We start from the raw sequence: 24313 nt of genomic DNA on the forward strand, positions 1-24313 counted from the left end.
GCTTTGGAGCTTAGCCACCAAAGAATTTTAGAATAGATTGAATCACCGCAACGTTAATTAAATCGACAAAGAATGCACCACACAGCGGCACAATCAAGAACGCTTTATAAGATGGACCATACATATTGGTAATGGCCTGCATATTGGCGACTGCTGTTGGCGTTGCCCCCATCCCAAAACCACAGTGTCCTGCTGCCAACACGGCTGCATCGTAGTTTTTCCCCATAAGACGGAAGGTCACAAAAGCTGCATATAACGCCATTGTGAGTGCTTGCGCACCTAAAATCACCATCAACGGACCTGCCAAATCGGCCAATTGCCATAGTTTGAGTGACAACAACGCCATCGCCAAATATAACGATAAAGATGCATTCCCAAACACATCAATCGCACGGTCAAAAATATTAACTTTAAAAATACTTTCTAAGACATTACGCAGAACCACACCGCCCGCCAATGCCCAAACGAAAGTTGGTAATTCAAACATCGTGCCTTTGGCAGCGCCTGTCATAAATTCGGCAAATGCCAAACACGCTGCAAATAAACCTAAAGTAGTAATTGCATTATCTGCTGTAATTAAACGTACCTGATGCGGATATTCAAATGGAATAAACTCATTGGAATCTTGATCCGCAGGCGTATTGTCACGTTTTTCAATTTGTTCGTCGGTACGTGGCACTGCCAATTGATGACGGTTGATTAAGGTTTTGGCTAAAGGGCCACCAATCAAACCACCAATGATCAAACCAAAGGTTGCACTGGCCATACCTAATGCCAACGCCCCTTGAATACCATACTGGGTTTCAAAAATTTCGCCCCACGCACCCGCAGTACCATGACCACCCGTTAAGGTAACTGAACCTGCAATTAAACCAATTAGTGGATCAATACCTAATAATGTTGCAAGACTAATGCCGACAAAGTTTTGCACCACAATAAATGTGGAAATTGCTATCAAGAAAATAATTAAACCGATTCCGCCCTGACGCAATTTTGTGAAGTTCGCGCTTAAACCAATCGAGGCGAAGAAAATAAGCATAAAGCTGGTTTGCAATGCGCTACTGGTGGTAATGCTATAACCCCAAAATTGATTCACCAACAATGAAACAATAGCGGCAACCAAACCACCTGCAACAGGTTCAGGAATATTATAGCGTTTTAAAAAATCAATTTTATTGACTAAAAGTCGCCCTAAGAGCAGGACGATGACCGCAGCAATCAGCGTATAAAACGCATTAAAAGTAAATTCCATGGCAATATCCATATAGTGATTGCAGATTATTTTTAATATGATGAAGAACTGTCTATGCAAACCAAAGCATTTGCATCACTATGACTCTAAATCAACTAAAAAATGCCGCAATACAAAGTATGTAAACAGTATCGTATTTGACCGAAGTTTAAGAGGTATGCATTTCGCTCAGCCAACCCATCCTTTGGTTTCACTCAAGCGTTATCATCTGCGTTTGCCTAGAACAGAAGAAAAGAAAGACAAAAGACAGCAATTTCACTTTCGGGGTGACTTCGAGTGCAAACAACTGAATCGGCTTAACACTGAGAGGTAATCTCATATAAGCTCCAAAATATCTGAGGTGGATAAATACCTTCCGTTAAAGATAATCAACCACTTGATAAAAAACAGCAAGATTAAAGGTCGATCATTATGCATTTTTTTTGACAAAAAGCTGCTATTTTCTGCGGTTTTTTCTAAAAATTTTAATGATTGTGTTCAGCTATAAGAGAAAGTTACAACATTCCTTTAAACTAGATAAAATTTAAGTTATTGAGTGGATAACATAAATTTTCAAAATAAAAAAACAGAGCTTAAATTAAGCTCTGTTTTGGATTGTGCTCAAAAGGAGTGACTTAGAAGCTATAGCGCGCCATAAAGCCTACACGGTCATCACTGAATTTTTCGCCAGCAAATGTTTCACGCTCACCGTTGATATACTCAATACCTAAATCGACTGGTTTTACAGGTGAATAGATAAAGTTAATCCACGCTTGTTGTACTTTCTCGTTAGCATTAGCATTAGCATTAGTATTAGGTACTGCAGGTACTGCAGCTGCTGCACGCGCATAGTCTGTACCATCATCGGCAAATAAAGCACCGTAGGCTAAAGTTGAACGTAGTTTAGGTGAGAAATTATAGGTTGCACCCACTTGTACAGCAACTGCTTCGTTTTGTTCAATACTATTACCTACAACTGAATATGCTGTATTACTGCCATATAGATGGTTGCTGTTGCCTTTCATATATGCAACATCAGCAGATACTTTAAGCGGCTCTGCAACTTGGTAATTCGCACCTACAGCTGCACCCCAACCTGTTTTGTCATCATTTGCTGCATCTGATTTATAGTGTTCAACCAATGCACGCGCAGAAGCCAAACCTTTACCATCAGCAAAACCTTGAGTCACTTTTGCTGTTAAAACAGGTAAACGATAGCTCAAATCGCCAGTTTCGGTCGCCTTACTATTACCTTCTTCAGCAGAAACAAATAACTGAGTTGCTGGCGCTAATTTTTGGCTATAACGTACTTGTGGCACACGTGCAGAACCACCTGATCCACCAATGTTCGTGCTAAAGTCAATCATTTCTGGCGCATGTACTGAAGCAAAGCTTGAAGTCGTTTGACCAAATAACCAGTCATTGAAAGTTAGATAAGCATGACGGATACGTAAGTTTTCTGACTTAGAATTGTCCGAACTTGCAAAATCAACTTCAACTTTACCGCCCACTTTGTTATCACCAACAGGTGTATTAAAGTCTAAACCTAAGCGGGTGACTTTTGCGGTAGCACGTAATTTGTCACTTGCTTCTTCTTTACTTGTATGTGCTGAGTTAAAGTCATTATCCGCACCTTTAATAATATAGTTTGCATCACCACGGATCGAACCATAAATAGAAATATCTGCACCAGATTTAGACTTTAAACTGCTTAATGCACTTACAGGTGCAGCAGGCTTCGCCTGTTGTACTTGGGCAATTTGATTTTGCTGCTGTTGTTGTACTTGCTGTTGTTGCTGAATTAATGATTTTAACGCTTCAACTTCTTGACGAAGTTCTTGAATTTGTTGTTGCTCAGTTTTTGCTGCGTGTGCAGTACCTACCATTAAAGTTGTAACAGCAATAGCTAAACCTTTGATCATAAATTGACCGTTGAGTAATTGACTCATTTATCTCTCCAAAATAAAACAACGCTGCATCCGTGCATGATGATTTTGTTCGTCATCTATCGATTTCACATCGAATTATAAAAATGGCTTAAAAATCAAAACACTTTTGCCAAATAGTCCAAGACACCCAAATATTTAAAATATTACAATTTGTGTCATTTATTACAGGCTTCAATCTATCAAGTTATGACGTTTATTAAAATCAGTTTTCCCGAATAAGAAATCATAATTAATCATAATTATAGATTTAAACAATTAAACCATATAAAATTCAATACTTTAAATAGGTGGATTATTCAAGTATTTACACCACCATTAGACTATTGTATATATTTCAGTTCTGTCTAAAAGCCCGATTTTTGCGAAAAAAATCACCATTTGAAAAAGTATTAACCTCAATTCAGTCTGATTGAGGTTGCAAAATATGAAAAACGGCAAACATCCCAAACCCAATAAATAGCAGCATTAATACAGCCATATTCAGCAAAGCACTACCTGTTAAAAAATTGAGTAACACCCCACCAATCAAGCCACAAAAGAATTGCACACTACCCATGACCGCACTGGCTGTTCCTGCACGTGCGCCTTGTTTTGCCATTGCCAGTGCCATGGCATTCGGGCCTGTAAAACCAATCCCAGACACGGCAAGAAATAAACCGATCATCACCAATGCCAAAGGTGCATACCCCAAACTACCTGCAAGCAGTAGAATGACCGCACCACTCAGTTGAATCATGCTGCCCAATTTTAAGCGTTGTAACACACCCAATTTGCCACTGATTTTTTTATTCAAAGCCGAAAACAGCATAATACCAATCGCATTGGCACCAAACACATAAGCAAAAGCTGTTTCACTCAAGCCATATTGATCCATCATGACTGCACTTGAACCGCTGATATAGCAAAACAATGCCCCACCAGTCAGACAGCCTGCTAACATTGGAAAACGAAAATCACGATCTTTTAAAATTGCGAAATATAAGGTCAGGACTTGCTGAAAATTCAAATTTAAACGGCGTTCTTTGGCCAAAGTTTCTTTAAAAAAGAAGTGCACACATAAACAGCAAATAATTCCAACACAGGTCAGCACCACAAAAATAGCTTGCCAATTCATCCATCTAAGTACCCATGCCCCCAGCGTAGGTGCAATAATGGGCGCAATGGTCATCACAATCATCATGCTCGAAAAAGCTTGAGCGGATGTTTGCAAATCTAAGCGATCACGAATAGCTGCTCGTGCAATTACCACACCTACACAGCCACCCAAAGCCTGCAAAATACGTGCAGCAATCAGTCCCCATTCATTTTGTGCAAACACGCACAACATACTGGCGAGTGAAAACAGTGCTAAGCCAAAATATAAAGGCGGCTTACGCCCAATCCGATCACTCAGCGGCCCATAAATCAGTTGCCCCAAAGCCAAACCTAAAAAGTAGGCTGGTAAACTGTTTGCAACCATTTGGGTCGATACGCCAAACTCGCTTGCCATAACGGGCAAGGCAGGCAAATACATATCAATCGATAAAGGCCCAAGCGAAGTCAATAACGCCAACAATAAAATCCACGCAGTCGAATATTGCCGCATGTTGGGTTGTTGCGCAGATGGTGGCGTACTGCTTGAACTTGGCAGCGTTTTCGATATGCTCATATTTTATGATGAAATGACAGATGTACAGACAAGCTTACACGCTCCATAGTATGATTTGTTGTGATCAAAGATGAATTTTCACATATTAGGTACTCTAAACATCTCATCTACAGTTACAATGTACGCAAACCTTCATCTTGCAGCATAAATCTCTGTTTAGACAGAAAAGTTTACTTAAAGGAATGATGTTGAAACCTTGGCTGATAAAGCTCAAACAAGCGACCTATAACACCACATTTATGTATAACATCCGCATGCTCATTGCATTTGCGGGAACTGCTTTTGTTCCCTATTTTATGGGGATGCAGCTTGCCACTATTCCTTTAACTTTAGGTGTGCTTGCCGCAGGTTTGAGTGATATTGATGACCGTTTTTCGGTGCGTATTGTCAATCAGCTCTATACTTATATTGGTTTCTTTGTTACCGCCACATCAATTCAGTTTTTATTTCCGCATCCTATTTTATTTGCTACAGGCTTAATCCTGTCGTGTATTGTCTTAATTTTGCTCGGTTCGCTCGGACGACGTTATGCCACCATTTCTTATGGCTGTTTGGTAGTATCGGTCTATTCCATGCTTGGCGTCAACCTATTTGATGACTGGTACATGCAGCCGCTGCTTTTGGTTTCGGGCGCAATTTGGTACGGCTTAATTTCGACCATCAGCTTTTTACTGTTCCCTGTTCGTGCCTTACAAGACAAACTTTCACTCAGTTATTCTTCTTTGGGTGATTTTTTATTTGCCAAATCAAATCTATTTGATGTGGATATGACTGCACCGAGTTATCAACAAAGTATCATTGATTTATCACTTGAAAATGGCAAATTAATTGCGATTTTTAACGACTTAAAAACCGCTTTACTGACCCGTTTAAAAGGTGACCGCGGGCAAAAAGATACCCGACGTAGCTTACAGTATTACTTTGTCGCACAAGACATTCACGAACGTGCCGACTCTGCACATATTGATTATCAAAAACTGGCGAAAATATTTCAGCACAGCGATATTTTATTTCGCTTCCAACGCATTTTGTCGATTCAGGGCAAAGCCTGTAAAGATTTAAGCGAAAGCATTTTGCACCGTAAACCTTATGTGCATAACAAGCGTTTTAAACATGCTTTTGAAAATCTTAAACAGTCTTTAGAAAAACTGCGCAGTGAACAGCAATATGACCAAGTCTGGATTAATGCATTGTTTGCCCTATACCAAAACCTGAAATCTATTGATGCTCAATTGCGTAACCTTGAAACCGAACGCAATATTAAACTGGATAAATCAAAACATATTGAACAACAACTGAAAGATGACGACTTAAAAAGTTGGGATGATATTGTCATTCGGATTAAGCAGCATTTAACCCCCGAATCGGTTTTGTTCCGCCACGCCATTCGTTTGTCGATTGTGCTGTTGATTGGCTATATTTTTGTGCAAGTCACCAATATTCAATATGGCTACTGGATTTTACTGACCGCCCTGTTTGTGATGCAGCCCAACTTTAACACCACCAAACGACGTTTACGTTTGCGTATTATTGGGACGTTGGCAGGGATTGTAGTCGGCTACACCATTTTATATTTTGTACCATCTGTAGAAGGACAATTACTGGTTTTAGTGATTAGTGGCATGTTGTTCTTTGAATTGCGCAGTAAACAATATGCACAAGCCACTGCCTTTATGACCATTTTGGCGCTGATGAATTTTAACCTAGAAGGTTTGGGCTATGCCGCAGCTGTGCCACGTATGGTCGATACCTTAATTGGTTGTGCGCTAGCATGGTTTGGCGTGAGTTTTATCTTCCCCGATTGGAAATTCCGCCGTCTATCACGCACGATTCGCCGCTCACTCACCGCGCAATGTGGCTATTTGGCAGAAGTGATTGAACAATATAAAAATGGACGCAACAACGGTTTGAATTATCGTGTCGTGCGCCGTGCTGCTCATAATACCGATGCAGAAGTTGCTTCACTGATTTCAACACTCGCCACCGAACCTGATTTTGACCCCAATCAAAAAGCTCAAGCCTTTGAGTTCTTGTGTCTAAATCACACCTTTATTAGCTATATTGCTGCACTTGGTGCGCATCGTGACAAAATTGACGATCAGGAAGTCTTGCAACTGCTCGATCAAGCAATGGACGATATTCAAGGTGCTTTACTGAAAGATGAAACGCCAGATTTAAGCGCACAAAACATGCTGCAAACCATTCGTCAGCGTTTAAGCCAAAACAAAGAAGAAGATCAAAAATCATTGATTATTTTGCAGCAATTATCTTTGATGATGAGTATCTTGCAGCAATTAAGTCGCTTAAAACAAAGTTTAAGCCACGAACATGATCAAGATGCAACTGAACTGGCGTCTTTATAAACAATCCTGCAAACGGTCAGTGCCTACTTATTCGCCCTAAGCTGCACAAGTATTCACCGACCTTAGCATGATTTTGCGACAATATACTCACTGCATGACAGCAATTAATGCTAAACTTTTTATAGTTTTAAATTTGTTAGTTTCACTATGACCGCGAAAAGTTTATACGCCTATACCCTACAGCCTGTGATCTACGAAGTTTCTGAAGAAGAACAACGTCACGCACAACTGGTAATTTGGCGCAGTACCAATAAAATTGGCATGAAAGCATGGATTATTATGGGTGTGATTGTTGCCCTTTCCATTTTAGGCATTCTGCTATTAAAAAATTATTCGACAATTTTCTGCTGGGTTGCCATTGTCTGTGTGGTGCTCTACCTGCTCGTGCGTAAATACGGCTTGGAATGGTACGTTAAGCGAAAAATGAATGAATTTCCTGTTCAAGAAATTAAAGGGATTCGTTTAGGCGTACAGCCGCACGGTATCGTGATGCGTCAGCAAATGGGCGCTCAAGAAGGCGTGGGTGCAATTGGCTGGAAAGATGTGTATGAATGGTACAATACCCCTGAGTTTATCTTGATGAACTTCAAAGTAAAAGGTCAGCAAGGTGCTTATATTCTGCCTAAGCGTATGGACAGCAAGAACTTTTCGTTCAACACCATTCGCAAGCATTTGACTGAAGCTGCAGGCGAAGCCAAGCAAATCTAAATATCCCTATTTAAAAATAAACCTCTATCCCCTGTGATGGAGGTTTTTTTTGCTTAAAATTAAAACAATGAACGATAATGAGAATAAATAGCATTTGCATTAACTTCATCTCTGCATTATTCTGCATCACAATTCATACTCAACAACCAACGCTTATGCTGAAGAAAGCCTTTTTCCAAATTCACTGGTTCCTTGGTATTACTGCAGGACTGATCTTGTCACTCATGGGCGTGACAGGTGCGATTTATTCCTACGAACAAGAAATTCTAAAATGGATGAATCCGAACAGTTATCAGGTACAAGTTGAGCAGAAAGCCAAACTAAGCCCTGCAGAAATTTATCAACATTTTCAGCGTACCCAACCTGACTATAAAATTAATAGCATCACCGTTGCAAAAGACCCGGCTGCATCTTCAACCATCAATATTGCGAAAGAAGGTGCAAAACGTGGACAAAATATCCTGATTAATCCTTACTCGGCAGCAGTGTTGCCTGAAATTCGGGGACGTGAATTTTTCCAGTTTATTCAGCAATTACACCGCAACTTAACCGTAGGGCCTATTGGTAAACAAATTACAGCCGCATGTACCCTCATGTTGTTGTTCTTTGTGTTAAGTGGCATTTACCTACGCTGGCCGAAACGCCATTCATTTAAACAATGGTTTGCGCTCAAACCTCAATTAAAAGGACGTAATTTTATTTGGGACTTACATGCCGTAGTGGGCACGTGGGTCGTGATTTTCTATCTAGTTTTGGCATGCACAGGACTGTATTGGTCGTATGAGTGGTGGCGCAATGGCATGTTTAAAGTCATGGGTGTGGAAAGACCACAAGCGCAATTGCAAGCAGATGGACGCAACAAACCTGTAAATTCAAATGCTCAAGCACTTCATCAGGCTGCGCAAACACAAACTGTAGGACGCCGCGCAAACACTACAAAACCAGCCAAGCAGAATACGCTGGATCAGGCACAAATCAATCTGGCATTGACGAAGGCATGGCAACATTTCCCGCAGCAATTGGGGCAGGATTATTCCAGTATCACTTTTAATGTGCCTAAACACGCCAATAGTGAAATTGAAATTAACTTTGTCGATGTCATTCCACAACATGAACGTGCCCGCAATAGGGCAACTTTTGATTATCAACAAGCACGTATTACTCAACTTGAATTATATGTAGACAAACGGCTTAATGAAAAAATCATGAGCAGTATGCTGCCTGTGCATCGCGGTAGTTTCTTTGGGCCTGTTTATCAATTTTTGGCAATGCTTTCTGCATTGATGATGCCGCTGTTTTTCGTCACAGGTTGGATGCTGTATTTAAAACGTCGTAAACAAAAGCGTTTGACTCTTGCTGCACGTCAAAACCAGACTCAATTTCAGATCGACCCAAATGCTGCACACTGGCTCATTGTCTATGCCAGCCAAACAGGTACTGCCGAACAATTGGCATGGCGCACCGCTACTAGTCTGCAAGAAGCACATCAGCCTGTCACAGTCAAAGCCCTGCAACATCTCAGCCTTGAAGATCTTAAAAACACCACCCAACTGTTATGTATTGCTAGCACTTATGGCACAGGTGATGCACCCGATTTGACCTCAAGTTTTGTGAAAAAAATCCTACCGCAAACCTGTGACCTGAGTCATTTGCGTTATGCAGTACTGGCTTTAGGTTCACGTGAATATGCAGATCATTACTGCCGTTTTGGACATACGATTGCTGCATGGTTGCAACGTAATCAAGCACATGCCTTGTTCAATACCATTGAAGTAAATAATGCCAATCCTGCAGACATACAGCGTTGGAATCAGGCTTTGGTACAGGTCACACAACTTGACTTACCAAGTATGCATATCGAAAAAACTTTTGATACATGGACCTTACAGCAACGTGACTTGCTAAATCCCAACAGTTTAGGCGCACCCGCCTTCAATATTGAACTGTTAGCACAACATGATGTGCATTGGTCTGCAGGTGATATTGCAGAAATTCAGCCTGAAAACAGCACTGCACGGATTCACGCCTTTTTAAAACAGCATCAACTCGATGCCAATACAATTCTTGCTGATGGTCAGCAAACCTTAGTACAGGCTTTGGCAGATAAAGACCTCACCGCGCCAATTCAGACATTTAAAACTGCGGATGAATTATTGGCACAACTTTCACCCTTGCCTAGTCGTGAATATTCAATTGCCAGTATTCCTTCACAACAGGTTTTAAGACTTGTGGTGCGTCAAAAATTCGATGCTCAAGGCGAGCTTGGCTTAGGTTCAGGTTGGTTAACTGCACATGCTGCACTTGGGCAAAATATCGCATTACGCATTCGCAATAATCCATCTTTCCATTTAATTGATGATGACCGCCCAATTATTTGTATTGGCAACGGTACAGGGCTTGCAGGATTAATGAGCTTATTGCATGCACGTACCCGCCTGAATTACACCCAAAACTGGTTGTTTTTTGGTGAACGTCAGCAAGCGCACGATTACTTTTATCAGCACACCATCGAGGCTTGGCAAAGCACAGGTATGCTACAACGCCTTGATTTGGCCTTTTCCCGTGATCAAGCCGAAAAAGTCTATGTACACCATAAGTTACGCGAACAGGCTGAAGAATTAAAACGCTGGATTGAACAAAATGCCGTGATTTATGTCTGCGGTAGCATTCAAGGCATGGCCAGTGATGTCGACCAAGCCTTAAAAGATATTTTGGGTGAGACTCAACTGGAACAATTACGTCAGCAAGGACGTTATCGCCGAGATGTGTATTAGGATTTGTTGACACTTTTTAAATGGCTTGCGCTGTAGCTCTATAGCTAAAACTTGGCAATTCACCCAAGTTTTATCCATAGCCTCAGCCGAAACATAATTCAGTTGAGGCAAAATTTTTCAGCAGCTTCGGCTATACTGTTTGTACAGCATCACAGTACAATAAAATTATGCAAGGCATGCAAGCAAGTCACGTACAAACACAATTTAGTCTATTTAAAAGAATATTGAGTAGCCTAATTGGATTAATTTTAGTATTGGATGGTGCCTATCTCATCAGCTTAAAGAAAATTCATTTCGGCACCGTTTTACCTGTTTTAATAGGCATGATGCTGCTGTGTTATGCCATTTTCTATACTTGGATTCAAAGCTACTTAAAACAACATACACGCTTAGATTGGCTGTGGAAATTCGGTTGGGGCGTATTTTGGCTGTGGTGCATCAGCCTGCTGATCTTTTTTACTTATATTCATTTCAGTACACAGCAGCAAAATACTGTAACCAACAATGCTAAAGTGGTGATTGTACTCGGCAGTGGCATTGAAAATGGACAACCATCGCCCACGCTCGCCAAACGACTGGATACTGCAGCCGCGTATGCCTTAGCGCATCCTCAAAGTTATTTCATTGTTAGTGGTGGCCCTGCATTTGCGGAACAACTCACTGAAGCACAGGTGATGTCTAATTATTTGCAACAACGTTATGCAATTGCAGCATCACACATTATCTTGGAAACCCAAAGCACCAGTACGGCACTTAATTTGAAAAACAGTCAGCCCTTGCTGCATACATTAGGCACAGATAAAACCCAACCGATTATAATTGTCACCAGCGACTTTCACACACCACGTGCAGCAGCCATTGCCAAACGACAAGGATACACACAGTTCAGCATGCTCAGTGCAACGACACCACTCTATACCCGCTATAACGCATGGTTACGCGAGTATTTTGCTTATATCAGTGGTTGGCTGCTGAATGAGTATTAAAAATAAAATCTAGCAAGCAGATCGCTTAATTCAAACGTATCGAGCGTGGTAAAGGAATTTGCATATCTTTAAAAAATTCAGGTTTTTGCATATACACCTGATACAAATAATTTTTTAGATCAAGCAATAACTTTTCAGGGGCAACCAATACATTCTGCCCTTCTGGGCTTAGATTCATCGAAATATTGGTGGCTTCCTGACGTAAAAATGGAATCACTTTTTCAATAAAATCTTTCAGTGAAATTTCTTCGACTTGATAATTGGCCCAATTGTCTTTAATTAACAGTTTTGCCAGACTTTTATTTTGCCACATTGCAAAAGCACGTTGCCCTGTAGGCGTGGCACAGAGCGCCCAGCCATCTTCATACAATGCAAAAACATGCCCCTGAGACACAATGGTCTCAATAAATTGCTTGTAAATATCTTGTGCATTATAAGTTTGCGTTGCTTGCTTAGATGCAGCTTTACGTTGATAAGGATTTCGCATAAGTCACGGATATTAGTATTATTATTAAATAAAAATTTTAGGCGAATTTATTGCAATACGCAAGTAATATAAGATAAATGAGGATGAAAGGATATGGTGGGCGCTGACGGGATCGAACCGCCGACATTCTGCTTGTAAGGCAGACGCTCTACCAACTGAGCTAAGCGCCCTGAAGATTAAAAAATAACATCGTTATTTTTTATGATGCAAGACAAGCAAAGAACGTCGTCTTGAACTTTGAAATACATTTTTCACATCAGGGAATGAAAAATGGCGCAGCGGACGGGGCTCGAACCCGCGACCCCCGGCGTGACAGGCCGGTATTCTAACCAACTGAACTACCGCTGCAACGGTAATTGCGTAAGCAATTAAGGTCTTTTTTGTATGTATGACAAGCATAAATACTAAAATATGGTGGGCGCTGACGGGATCGAACCGCCGACATTCTGCTTGTAAGGCAGACGCTCTACCAACTGAGCTAAGCGCCCTGATAAGATCAAAACAATATTTTGTTCTGATTTTGCAAAACTGTCAAACTTTGCATCATTTCAGTTTAAGTCTATCAGGCAAACTAAACTTTTCTTTTGAATGGCGCAGCGGACGGGGCTCGAACCCGCGACCCCCGGCGTGACAGGCCGGTATTCTAACCAACTGAACTACCGCTGCATCGCAAAAGAATCTGGTGGGCGCTGACGGGATCGAACCGCCGACATTCTGCTTGTAAGGCAGACGCTCTACCAACTGAGCTAAGCGCCCTCAAAAGCAATTTATGTAAATGGCGCAGCGGACGGGGCTCGAACCCGCGACCCCCGGCGTGACAGGCCGGTATTCTAACCAACTGAACTACCGCTGCACTTACACAAAGTCACTATTGTGGTACAAACAATGGTTAAAGAATCTTAAGTGGCGCAGCGGACGGGGCTCGAACCCGCGACCCCCGGCGTGACAGGCCGGTATTCTAACCAACTGAACTACCGCTGCACGTAAGAATCTATAACGTAAAGGCTTGGTGGGCGCTGACGGGATCGAACCGCCGACATTCTGCTTGTAAGGCAGACGCTCTACCAACTGAGCTAAGCGCCCTTAACGTCTTTATCGTTTGTGAGGTGCATTATAGAGAATCTTTACCGCCTGTCAAACGCTTTTCGGCTTGTTTTCAGTTTTTTGTGACTGAGTGATTAAAAAATAGGTGATCCGCTATAAAAACAAACAAATTCTGCAAGTTATTTTAGTTTTCAAGCAAAATTAATGTGCTTTTCAACTTGTTAGCTCTGCAATCTATCTGCTCAATATGTTGGTTTTTTATGTTGTGATAGATACAACTTTATTCAATTAACTCGCACCATCAACGCACCATCAACCAAGCAACCCTAAGCTATTTAAATCTAGCTTGTGTTCAGAAATATAAACCAAGGCTTTTTCTGGAATCAGTTCAAACAATTCTAAAATATCGTGGTTACGCATCCGAATACAGCCATGCGATGCAGGAATGCCCATCGGTTCTGTGTCTGGTGTGCCATGTATATAAATATAACGCTGAAAAGTATCGCAGCCGATGCCTTGATTAAAACCTTCTTGCAAACCACTGAGCCATAAAATGCGGCTCAAAATCCAGTCTCGTTCAGGAAATTGTTCAGCTAAATCTAAATTGTAAATTTCCCCTGTCGGTTGACGTGCAATGAACACTGCATTTTCAGGTTCATTTTCACCAAACTTTAAAGCGACTTCATGCCAGCCACGTGGTGTTTTACCACTATTTTCAGTTTCACCAATGCCATTCACACCACTCGAGATGACGTAGAGTTTCTGATGCTTCGGCAAATATAAAGTTTGCTCGGCTAAATCAATCAAAATATCTGCTTGTGTGTATAAAAAAGACATTGCGCTACCCTATTCTTCTTCTTTCGTGGGCGGCTGTGGTTCAGGACGTAACCACAACCAAATACACACCACCAACATGGTGGTATTGGTAAAAATTTTGACCGCAACGGGCGCAGTTGTGAACAGCATGATCACGGCACTAATACTCATCATGATCGTTGCAAACCATTTGGCTTTACGCGGTACAGTACCATTGGCGCGCCAATCTCTGAGTGTACTGCCATATTTAGGATGATTCAGTAACCAGTTGTCCATTTGCGGCCAACCGCGTGACGATGCCCAAGCTGCTAAAATCAAAAAAACTGTAGTAGGCATACCCGGCAACAATGCACCAATAAAGCCAAGGATGACAAAGATCACCACTAAACTTCGCCATAACAAGCTTTGCATACCACTGTCCTAAACTACGAATTGCGGTAGTATAAAGCGTTTTTTAATTTTCCGTTGTAATTCTGCATTTTTCAGCATGGATTCATAATGATTGAGTTGTATCAACCCGAACTTCTGCCCGAAGTATGGCTGACCTACAAAACCCCACTCATCCGTCAGTTGGCTTTTAGTGTGGCAAGTCCGAATATTTTATGTGCTGTGCCTGAGCAATTGCCCATTCAACATGCTTTTGAATTCCATTCAGATACTTTTTGGCAGCAGCATTATCACGCTTATCAATCACGTTTAGCCTATTTAGATTCACATCCAGAAGCAGTGTACGACTTTTTAAATCAACTGAAAAGCACCCGTTTAGGCTTACGCTTTGAAATGCTGATGTGGTTTTGGCTGCGTGATCGTGATTATCATCCCTTCGAATTATTGGGACACAGTATTCAAATTATTGATGGCGCTAAAACTGTGGGTGAACTGGATTTTTTACTGCACAACCATGACACACAGCAGGTTGAACATTGGGAAGTCGCATTAAAATACTATTTAGCCGAAGCGGATTGCTCTTTGGCACACTGGTATGGTTTAAACCGCTCCGATACTTTGGCGCGTAAACTGAATCATTTTAGTCAAAAGCAATTTCAATTTAAGCAAGCCTTGGATGTGCCGATTCAACGCCGTTTTGCTGTACTCAAAGGACAATTGTATTTCGCCATACATCACTTGGCACAATCATCTACAACACTTACGCCACACTGGATTAATCGCGCTCGTCGTTTAGGTCTTTGGGGGAGTGATATTCCTGCCCAAGCAGAACGGTTTTATCGCCTACAACGTCATGAATGGATTTGTCAAAATGCTCAAGCCAGTAGCCTACCGAATCAATGGTGGGGAGATGGCTTGTATTATCGGGCGGCACATTCACAATTTTATATGTATCGTGCTGCACCGCTGATTAGCTATCCCCCTTTAACACGCTGAATAACTGTTTCAACATTTTATTACGTAAGCACCATAAAAGTTGCCTATTTATTATTCTGTTTATTTCCTAAGCTAAAAAACACATCAAAATAATCTATCTAGAGCATATTGGAGATGATCATGAAAAAAATTCTAGTGACTTCACTGCTATTAACCTTTGTTTTAACGGGTTGTAATACAATTAAAGGCGTGGGCGAAGACGTATCTTCTGCAGGTCATGCGGTGAGTAACACTGCTGAAAAAACCCAACAAGAAATTCGCAAATAATTCTGAGTATTTCACGAATATCTTCACAAAAACCACAAAAAACCTTGTTCTCGGACAAGGTTTTTTCACGCTAAAATTTCACTTTTGTTGCATTATTCCCCTATTATTAGCACTTACTCTTGATAAACGTCTGAAACTCTCATGACCTCTTCTGCTACTCTGGATTTAAGCCTTCAGCTTTTACGCCAACCGTCTGTCACTCCTGTCGATCACAACTGTCAAAACCTCATGGCAGAACGCTTAGAAAAAATTGGATTTAAGATTGAATCTATGCGTTTTGACGATGTAGATAACCTCTGGGCGCGTAAAGGTACAGAAGCACCTGTCTTTTGCTTTGCAGGTCATACAGATGTTGTACCGACAGGCAATTTAGACGCATGGAATACCGATCCATTTGTACCTGAAATTCGTGATGGCAAACTTTATGGTCGTGGCAGTGCCGACATGAAAACAGCATTGGCAGCCATGGTCGTTGCCTCTGAACGCTTTGTCGCCAAACATCCTGACCACAAAGGCTCAATTGCCTTTTTAATCACCTCAGATGAAGAAGGCCCCTCTATTAACGGCACCGTAAAAGTTGTAGAAACGTTGGAAGCACGTCATGAAAAAATGACTTGGTGTTTGGTGGGTGAACCTTCAAGTACCCATAAATTAGGCGATATTATTAAAAATGGGCGTCGCGGTTCGCTTAATGGTGTCTTAACGGTAAAGGGTAAACAAGGTCATGTGGCTTATCCACACTTGGCAATTAACCCGATTCATACCGCGTCTAAAGCGATTTCGGAACTTTGTGAAACGGTGTGGGATCATGGCAATGAATACTTCCCTGCCACCTCATTTCAAATTTCAAATATTCAAGCAGGAACAGGCGCGACCAATGTTGTCCCTGGCAATATGACGGTGACCTTTAACTTCCGTTATTCGACTGAAGTGACTGCAGATGAACTAAAAGCTCGCGTCTTGGAAATTTTAGATCGCCATCAAGTGGATTATGAAATCGAGTGGACGCTTTCAGGTTTGCCATTTTTAACCCCTGTAGGTGAATTGGTTAATGCTGCACGTCAAGCCATTCGCAATGTCACAGGTGTTGAAACAGAATTATCGACCAGTGGCGGTACATCTGATGGTCGCTTTATTGCGCCAACAGGTGCGCAAGTGTTGGAATTAGGCGTACTCAATGCCACCATTCACCAAATTAACGAGCATGTTGATGTGGCTGATTTAGAGCCATTGGCAGAAATTTATGAACAGATTTTGGAAGGGTTATTGACTTAAACCCTATAAGATTAGTTGCATGAAGCAGAAAAGGAACTCCATTTTGAGTTCCTTTTCTATTTTACAACGGAGAAAAATTGCGTTTAAGCCGTCAAGTTTTCTTGAATGTATTGTAAATTTGGTACATGAAAGACCTGCTCACCCATACGGACATATTGGAATACCGCAGGATCAGTCGTGGTTTGTTGGTCATCATCCACTACTTCAGAAATACGCAAGCGCAGTGTTTTAGGCATTTCATTGCACATCAAAGCAAAACGCTGCTCCATTTCATCACCTTCAATGACCAGTGCCACGCCCATTTTTTTCTCTGGGTCATTGACTGCATAAACAGGCAATTGCGATTCGTGCCATTCCACAGTTTTAACTTGAGTGGCGTTATCCAGCGCTGACAACACAATATTTTGAGGTATCAGCATCGGTTGTTTACCATGACATTCAACAATATAAGCATCAATAAAACCGGTAGATACGGTAATTAAATGTTGCAGCTCTTGCTGACTGATTTGCCCGAGTAAATTTGGACTATTCGTCTGACTCATCGTTTACCCCTGACTAACTGCTAATAATTGTTCAATATTGGCAAGCAATTCTGCCTCTTGGAACGGTTTACCCATGTAGTGCGTCACACCCAAGCTAAACGCTCGTTCGCGGTGTTTTTCACCTGTACGTGACGTAATCATGATGATCGGCAGATTGCTATGCATGTCGTGGTGGCGTACAAGGTTAGTCACCTCAAAACCATCCATACGTGGCATTTCAATATCCAGTAACATCAAGTCAGGTTTGACGTTTTCAAGCTGCTCCATGGCATCGACACCATCTTTGGCAGTCACGATATCATAACCTTGACGCTCAAGCAGACGTGAAGTTACTTTACGTACGGTGACTGAGTCATCCACGATCATAATTAAGCGGCGCGTATCACGACGTTGGCTATCACGTTGATCGCTGGCTTGTTTGGTACGTTGCGTTGCAAGAATTTGACGGGCAATGTTCTGACCATCCAAAATCAAACAAACTTGACCATCACCCAAAATGGTTGCGCCTGCAATTGCACCAATACTTGAGAACTGTTGTCCAATTGGTTTCACAACAATTTGACCACGCGAACCAATCAATTGATCGACTAGTAAAGCAATGGTTTGACCTGTGCTGCCTTTAATTAACAGAACAGGTAGTGAATGACCCACATGGCTTAAACGCGGTAATGGCTGATTGCCAACGAACTCAGATAAGTAACGTAACTTGTAGTTCTGGTTGTCAATTTGGAAGAAATCTTCATTGCTGTTGAAGTAAGATTCCAAAGTGGTTGGTGCAATACGTACAATACGGTCAATTTGCGCCAACGGTACAGCAAATTGTTGATCACCAACTTTAACCATTAAGGCATCGGATACCGCAACCGTCGTTGGTACACGAATACTAAAGGTTGTGCCTTGACCTAATGTTGAATCTACAGAAACGTGACCGCCGAGCGCCTTAATCTCACTTTGCACCACGTCTAAACCAACGCCACGACCTGAAATTTGTGTAACCGATTGTGCTGTTGTAAAGCCTGGGTGGAAAATGTATTGCAGAATTTCGTTTTTATCTAAATTCTGATCGGCTTTGATTAAACCTAAGCTCAATGCTTTTTCTTTAATCTTGGCATCATCAATACCCTTACCATCATCCACAAAAGTCACCACAACATCTGTGCCTTGACGGGTAATGTTCAGTTCAATTTTACCAACTTCAGGTTTATTGGCTGCAGCACGTTGTGCAGGGTCTTCAATCCCATGGTCGACCGCGTTGCGCAGCATGTGTTCAAACGGTGTCACCAAACGCTCTAGAATGGTACGGTCTAATTCACCTTCAGTGTTATAAACCACCAGTTCTGTCGGACGGTTTAAGGTCGATGAAGTCTGACGCACAATACGTTGTAAACGTGGCAATAAACGTGAGAATGGTACAAGGCGTGTACGCATCAAGCTTTCTTGAATTTCAGCCTGAATACGTGATTGTTGTAATAACAAACCTTCGGCATCACGAATTTTTTCAGCCAAGGTGCTCTTAAAGTCCACCAAGTCCGATGCAGATTCCGCCAGAGATTTAGACAACTGATTCAACGATGAATATTGGTCCATCTCTAATGGGTCAAAGTCTGCATAACGTGAGTTTTCAGAACCATGCTTGGCAATAATTTGCGATTCCAGCTCGCCTTCCATTCGGCGTAACTGATCGGCAAGACGTTTAATCGCCAATTCCATCTCATTCAACGTACCGCCTAGTTGCCCAAGCTCCATTTCAATACGTGAACGGTTAATCGAGTTCTCGCCTGACAAGTCAATCATCTTCTCGACTAAATCGGCAGAGATACGAATCATCTCATTGCTATTATCCAGCTGTGTGGTTTCGCCCCACTCACCCGACATTGCAGGTGGCTCTGTACCATCACCCTGAACAAACTCATAACTACGGCTTGGCGATAACAAGTCGGTATGCGTTAAACGCTCGGGCAATTGCGCAGATACATCTACAAACTGCATCGCCGACAAGCTAGATTTTAAGCTGTCATAATTGCTGTAATCTGCTTTGAAGATTGCATCACGCAACCACGCCAACGTGGTTTGCAATAAAGCATCATAAACATTTGAGTTAAATTGATGCACAGCAAACTGTTCAAAGGCACTTTCAAGTTGATAGGCGATTTGCGCAACAGACTCAATTTCAGCCATACGTGCACCGCCTTTTAAGCTGTGCGCCGCACGTTGTAATTGAAGCAAGATACTTCGGTCACTACGCTGTTCAAACCATTGTTTCAAGCGCTGATCTGCAGCATCCAAAATTTCTTCCGCTTCTTCCCTGAAAGTCTCAACCACAATTGAATGTAATTGCTCATCTTCAGATTCAGCACTTGCTTCAAGACTTACAGTTTCTGTGATCGGCTCAAATGCCGCAGCAGCAGCGTCTTCAAAATGTGCATCATCAGCAATAACTGCGTCATCTTCAGCTAAATCTGCAGTTGTATCTTGCAACGCTTCTACCGCCAACTCAGGCTGTGCATCAACCTCTTCTACTGCCTCAATAGTCTGTTCAGGCTGCGCTGCGGTTGTCGCACTTGCAACTGACACATCTGCATCGCCTTGTGCCAAGCTAACAATGTTGCCTAAAATTGCAATCGACTCTGGCGCAGCATAGTCCACACGCTCATCACGAATGGTCTGAATACGGTCTGCAATATCATCTTGCACCAAACGAATAATTTGAATTAACGCAGGTGAAACAACAATTTGGTTGTTAATGATACGCTCGTAAATCGACTCAAGGTTGTGTGCAATTAAACCAATATGCGTCGCAGAAATCATATTTGCACCACCTTTTAAAGTGTGCAAATAACGCATTAAGTTGTTTAAAGCCGAAGTATCGCTGGCGTCTTTTGACCAAGTATTGACATCTTCATCCATACCCACCAAAAGCTCTTCTGCTTCTTCCAAGAAGATATCCAGCAAGTCAGGATCGAAGTCTTTGTTGGCATCATCGGCATGCATGTTTTGTTGATCTGATGCAATACGTTGTGACAATTGCGCCAAATTCACTGTGCCCGAATTTTCGCTAGCAACTGCAGCAGGCACCGCTTCAGGTTCTGCAACAACTGTTGTTTCTACAGCATTGTCGCTCACTGATGTTTCAGCATCTTCAAGTGCAATTGCATCAATGTCTTGCTGCACAAATGCAGTTAAGTCATTTAAGGTTTTCTGAATGTCTTCTGTAACCGTAACACGCTGTCCCGCAGCCAAGGTATCGAATAAATGAATAAACTCTTGGTGTGCCTGTGCAAATAACTCATAACCATATTCAGAGTTAAGCAGAATTGGTTTGGCTAAAACACTGTCGTAAGCAGCTTTAAGTTCTTCAGTAAATTGATGAATACCCACAGACGCACGGTTATCGGTATGCTCTACCAACAATTGCGCTTGTGCGCTGAGTTCTTCTAAATAGCTTGGGAATTGCGCTTGCGCCAATTTATCAAATTCAAATTCGGCATCAAGTAAACGATCAATATTCAGTTCGATTAGCTTCGATACTAAACCTTGAGGATTAGAGTCTTCTGTATCGCTGGTGCTAAAGCCGTAGCTATCCCATGCTTTATTAAAAGTTGCATAGATTACATCTAAACCATCACAGTGACCTTGACGAAGTACATGCAGATAATCCCGGACAAATTCTGCATATTGCACCAACAGCGCAGTTTCTTTTGATGTAGATTCAATTTCATCTTGTACAAACGCTTTAAACAAGTTTTCAACTTTAGAACTGGCTTGAAAAACTTGATCAATTTGCGCCATAGACGAACTGCCGCGCAGTGTATGTAATGCACGGATTAAGCCATTATAGTCTTGTGAGTAAATCTGATCTTGTGCCAAGAACTGATCAATGGTCGCTAAATGCTCTTCAGCTTCTTCTACAAAAATAGCCAGAGTTTCAGCCAATAGACTCGCATCAGCAGCCTCTTCTTGTGCAACTTCTGTCTGCGGCATTTCTTCAGCAGTCATTACATCTTCAGATGATTCAACTGCTGCGACAGCTGCTGTTTCAACTGCAGCATCCGTCAATTCTAGTCCTGTCGGCATATCAGTGGCAGTCAGTTGATCTGCTAAAACCAGCAACTCTTCCAATGCAGGTTCAGGACTTTGGTTTTGCTGTAATTGTTGTCCTAAAAGCACCAATGGGCGTAAATCAAGATCAATTAAACCGACTTGCTTAAAAATTGGATAAAGCTTGTATTGATAAATATTTAAAACAGTTTTTGCGTATTTTTGAATATCAGTATTGAGTGTTACCGCACCCGAAAGCACACGGTTTAAAGTATCTTCAACCGTCCATGCCAACTCGCCCGCAGACTTCGCACCCACCATGCGACCCGAGCCTTTTAAAGTGTGAAAGTGACGACGAATAGTTACTAAAGTTTCTTGATCTGTTGGGTTCGCAAACCAAGTTGTAAATAATGGATTTAATTCTTCGAAGATTTCTTCAATTTCTTCGACAAAAATTTCAAGAATTTCCGCATCTTGCTCAAGATAACTATCTTCAGGAAGCGTCATTGTTTCGACTAAATTTTTTAATATTTCTTTCATAGCTAAGGCTTCTTACGTTTTCAGCACCAAAAGGCACTTCAACTTAATTGTAACCATCCTGAATGCCCCTAACCCAAAAGTTAAGTTCATCTTTGCGATGCTTTATCTCTGAATGATGGTGTACCCATAACAGTGTATAGGTACACCTTTCCCCAAGCTGGAATCCCGCTTATTCAGGTAGTTTAAAGTCAGTTACAGATTCACGTAATGATTCTGCCATGTTGGCCAACTCAGATACCGAACGTGCAGTATCGAAAGTTGCACTGGTCGTTTGCGAGGTAATTTCCTGTACAACGTTCATCGTGGTTGCAATGTGACCTGCAGAAGCAGACTGAAGTTTTGCAGCATCCGAAATGTTAGAAATCAATTTCGCAAGGTTGGTCGATACCGTTTGAATTTCATCCAGTGCAACACCCGCATCCTTAGATAAGTTCGCACCACGTACAACTTCCGATGTGGTTTGTTCCATCGAAATTACGGCTTCGTTGGTATCGGTCTGAATGGTTTTAACCAGTGTTTCAATCTGTTTGGTTGCAGATGCTGAACGTTCCGCTAGACGCTGTACCTCGTCGGCTACGACTGCGAAACCACGACCTGCTTCACCCGCCATAGACGCCTGAATTGCTGCGTTTAATGCCAAGATGTTAGTTTGGTCGGCAATATCGTTAATCAAGGCAACGATGTTACCAATCTCTTGTGAAGATTCACCCAAACGCTTAATACGTTTAGAGGTTTCTTGAATCTGCTCACGAATGATATCCATACCTTCAATTGAACGGTTTACAACGTCTGCACCATTCGATGCAATATGTACTGAACGTTCTGCTACCGCTGCTGATTCTTCAGCGTTGGCAGATACTTGGTCAATCGACATTGCCATTTCGTTAATTGCGGCAGATGCACCTGCAATTTCTTGCGCCTGATGCTCAGATGCTTCAGCAAGCTGGTTGGTAATGTTCTGTGTGGTTGCCGTATATTGTGCAACTTCGTGCGATGTTTCGTGAATACGCGATACAAGGTCACGTAATTGGTCAATTGCGAAGTTAATCGAGTCGGCAATTGCACCCGTGAAGTCTTCCGATACTGTTGCGTATGAACGTAAGTCACCATCTGCAAGGTCGGCAATCTCATCGAGTAAACGTAAAATCGCGTTCTGGTTACGGTCATATTCATCTTGTAGACGAACCACGCGAGTTTTATCGGCTTCACCACGTAAGTTCAAGAGTTTGAATACACAGAATAAGAACGCAAGTAATGCTGCAATTAAGCCAATTGCAGGAATTGCAATAGACCAACCTGAACCGCTAGACAATTTATTTAAATTGGTTAAAAGCTTATCTGACTGATCAAAAATAGAAGATGATGCCTGACGTACTTTTACAATTTGTGTTGAGTTATTTAAAACTGTTGCAGCAGCAGATTTCAATACATCTTCATATTCTGCTTGAATACCTTCTAATGAACTACGTAAATCTTCTTGAGTAATACGTTGTACACCAAGTTCCGCACTACCATTTAACTGTGCTGCCAAGTAAGCACCAAACGTTTCGGTATCAGCACTAAAGTCATCTGCAGATTCACGTGAACTGTCTGTACCTGTTAATACAGAACTGATTGAACGTAAAATACGTTCTGCAATGAATACTTGGTTCTTTGCAATAACCACCTGGCTACTTGGCATGTCTTGACGTGCCATTTGGTCAACCATCAAGTTATATTCAGCCTGAATACCCGGAATGGTTTCACCAATTGCAATGTTGGTGTCATAGAGTTGGTTAATGATTTTTTGTTGCGAAGCAATCAAATCAATATTTTCAGAAACCGATTTCCACTGTGTTTCCACTTCACGCAGTGTATCTGTGCTGGCATGAATATCCTTCACTGTTTCTAAGTGAGCAGCAAAGGCTTTTTGTGAATCTGTTAAGTTTTTAATAGATTCAGGCGTACCTGATGCAGTCGCTTCGGTTGCTTGACGTGAAATGGTTTGTGACAACAGACGTAAATCACCCAAACTACGGGTAAAATCGTTATTACGCGGCACGCTATAAAAAAGGTATAACAACAGGAAAAGCGATAAGATGATACAAAAAGCTGCGCCTAAAATAAGTGGCTTAGATTTTTCTGTTTCGCCAAATACACTCGCAAACTCTTCTGTTCGCGCCTGTAATTTTGCAAAAAAACCTGGACCACTTGCTTTACGGACGGTTTCTTCGCCTGAATTTTTCTTTTTAAGTTTAAAGCCCATGCAGCTTCTCCCCGATT

The 24313-nt window shown here is 41.8% G+C and carries 16 protein-coding genes and 8 tRNA genes; 7 read left to right on the plus strand and 17 right to left on the minus strand.

Translation table 11 applies throughout. The annotated features are described in order from the left end of the window. Window positions 1-10: 10 nt before the first annotated feature. The 3 genes from gltS to J4G44_RS11360 all read right to left on the minus strand — a co-directional run bounded on the left by gltS (window position 11) and on the right by J4G44_RS11360 (window position 4765). Window positions 11-1252, minus strand: coding sequence for a sodium/glutamate symporter (gltS, locus tag J4G44_RS11350; RefSeq protein WP_207973665.1), 1242 nt, complete (start codon window positions 1250-1252; stop codon window positions 11-13). Window positions 1253-1866: 614 nt separating this feature from the next. Further along, window positions 1867-3180, minus strand: coding sequence for a DcaP family trimeric outer membrane transporter (locus J4G44_RS11355; RefSeq protein ID WP_207973666.1), 1314 nt, complete (start codon window positions 3178-3180; stop codon window positions 1867-1869). A 400-nt stretch (window positions 3181-3580) separates the two neighbouring features. After that, a complete protein-coding gene (locus tag J4G44_RS11360) occupies window positions 3581-4765 on the minus strand; it encodes a multidrug effflux MFS transporter (RefSeq protein ID WP_179996128.1) in 1185 nt (394 codons plus the stop codon). Window positions 4766-5016: 251 nt separating this feature from the next. Here J4G44_RS11360 and yccS point away from each other — a divergent pair, with 251 nt between their 5' ends. The 4 genes from yccS to J4G44_RS11380 all read left to right on the plus strand — a co-directional run bounded on the left by yccS (window position 5017) and on the right by J4G44_RS11380 (window position 11659). Then, on the plus strand, window positions 5017-7191 hold the full coding sequence (gene yccS, locus J4G44_RS11365) for a YccS family putative transporter (RefSeq protein WP_180005964.1): 2175 nt from the start codon (window positions 5017-5019) through the stop codon (window positions 7189-7191). Window positions 7192-7338: 147 nt separating this feature from the next. Continuing rightward, window positions 7339-7899 (plus strand): SdpI family protein, encoded by a 561-nt coding sequence (locus J4G44_RS11370; RefSeq protein WP_004977388.1) that lies wholly within the window; start codon window positions 7339-7341, stop codon window positions 7897-7899. Window positions 7900-8054: 155 nt separating this feature from the next. Next, window positions 8055-10673 carry a PepSY domain-containing protein gene (locus J4G44_RS11375; RefSeq protein ID WP_207973667.1) on the plus strand — a complete coding sequence of 873 codons (2619 nt, stop codon included), beginning with the start codon at window positions 8055-8057 and terminating at the stop codon, window positions 10671-10673. Window positions 10674-10840: 167 nt separating this feature from the next. After that, on the plus strand, window positions 10841-11659 hold the full coding sequence (locus J4G44_RS11380) for a YdcF family protein (protein ID WP_179994789.1): 819 nt from the start codon (window positions 10841-10843) through the stop codon (window positions 11657-11659). A 25-nt stretch (window positions 11660-11684) separates the two neighbouring features. On the opposite strand, the gene J4G44_RS11385 is transcribed toward J4G44_RS11380, so the two are convergent. The 11 genes from J4G44_RS11385 to J4G44_RS11435 form a co-directional block, all read right to left on the minus strand. After that, window positions 11685-12146: a DUF2750 domain-containing protein gene (locus J4G44_RS11385; RefSeq protein WP_004977378.1), complete on the minus strand. Its 462-nt coding sequence runs from the start codon at window positions 12144-12146 to the stop codon at window positions 11685-11687. Between the two features lie 94 nt (window positions 12147-12240). Beyond that, a tRNA-Val gene (locus J4G44_RS11390) sits at window positions 12241-12316 on the minus strand. Window positions 12317-12417: 101 nt separating this feature from the next. Next, window positions 12418-12494, minus strand: a tRNA-Asp gene (locus J4G44_RS11395). A 64-nt stretch (window positions 12495-12558) separates the two neighbouring features. Beyond that, window positions 12559-12634 (minus strand) — tRNA-Val (locus tag J4G44_RS11400). A gap of 101 nt (window positions 12635-12735) precedes the next feature. Further along, window positions 12736-12812: transfer RNA gene (locus tag J4G44_RS11405), tRNA-Asp, on the minus strand. Window positions 12813-12826: 14 nt separating this feature from the next. After that, window positions 12827-12902, minus strand: a tRNA-Val gene (locus J4G44_RS11410). 20 nt (window positions 12903-12922) lie between these two features. Then, window positions 12923-12999, minus strand: a tRNA-Asp gene (locus J4G44_RS11415). Window positions 13000-13050: 51 nt separating this feature from the next. After that, window positions 13051-13127, minus strand: a tRNA-Asp gene (locus J4G44_RS11420). Between the two features lie 26 nt (window positions 13128-13153). After that, window positions 13154-13229: transfer RNA gene (locus tag J4G44_RS11425), tRNA-Val, on the minus strand. Window positions 13230-13502: 273 nt separating this feature from the next. Then, window positions 13503-14027 carry a cell wall-recycling L,D-carboxypeptidase ElsL gene (gene elsL / locus J4G44_RS11430; protein WP_131261501.1) on the minus strand — a complete coding sequence of 175 codons (525 nt, stop codon included), beginning with the start codon at window positions 14025-14027 and terminating at the stop codon, window positions 13503-13505. Window positions 14028-14036: 9 nt separating this feature from the next. Then, window positions 14037-14417 (minus strand): YbaN family protein, encoded by a 381-nt coding sequence (locus tag J4G44_RS11435; protein WP_004968265.1) that lies wholly within the window; start codon window positions 14415-14417, stop codon window positions 14037-14039. Between the two features lie 87 nt (window positions 14418-14504). Between J4G44_RS11435 and J4G44_RS11440 the strand changes: the two genes are divergently transcribed. From J4G44_RS11440 to dapE, 3 genes are all read left to right on the plus strand, one after another. Next, window positions 14505-15389 (plus strand): DUF1853 family protein, encoded by an 885-nt coding sequence (locus tag J4G44_RS11440; RefSeq protein WP_179988576.1) that lies wholly within the window; start codon window positions 14505-14507, stop codon window positions 15387-15389. Between the two features lie 120 nt (window positions 15390-15509). Beyond that, entirely contained in the window at window positions 15510-15656 is a 147-nt protein-coding gene (locus J4G44_RS11445) for an entericidin A/B family lipoprotein (protein ID WP_004968261.1), read from the plus strand. Window positions 15657-15797: 141 nt separating this feature from the next. Continuing rightward, window positions 15798-16931, plus strand: coding sequence for a succinyl-diaminopimelate desuccinylase (dapE, locus tag J4G44_RS11450; RefSeq protein WP_179988577.1), 1134 nt, complete (start codon window positions 15798-15800; stop codon window positions 16929-16931). An 83-nt stretch (window positions 16932-17014) separates the two neighbouring features. Here dapE and J4G44_RS11455 read toward each other — a convergent pair whose 3' ends face one another. The 3 genes from J4G44_RS11455 to J4G44_RS11465 form a co-directional block, all read right to left on the minus strand. Further along, window positions 17015-17473, minus strand: a complete 459-nt coding sequence (locus J4G44_RS11455; RefSeq protein WP_167846162.1) for a hypothetical protein — start codon at window positions 17471-17473, stop codon at window positions 17015-17017. Between the two features lie 3 nt (window positions 17474-17476). Then, the gene (locus tag J4G44_RS11460) at window positions 17477-22051 is read right to left on the minus strand and encodes a hybrid sensor histidine kinase/response regulator (protein WP_180044340.1); all 4575 of its coding nucleotides are present in this window, start codon (window positions 22049-22051) and stop codon (window positions 17477-17479) included. Between the two features lie 169 nt (window positions 22052-22220). Further along, window positions 22221-24296 (minus strand): methyl-accepting chemotaxis protein, encoded by a 2076-nt coding sequence (locus J4G44_RS11465; protein ID WP_179988579.1) that lies wholly within the window; start codon window positions 24294-24296, stop codon window positions 22221-22223. Between the last annotated feature and the right edge of the window lie 17 nt (window positions 24297-24313).

The organism is Acinetobacter towneri, from assembly GCF_017498585.1.
Taxonomy (GTDB): domain Bacteria; phylum Pseudomonadota; class Gammaproteobacteria; order Pseudomonadales; family Moraxellaceae; genus Acinetobacter; species Acinetobacter towneri.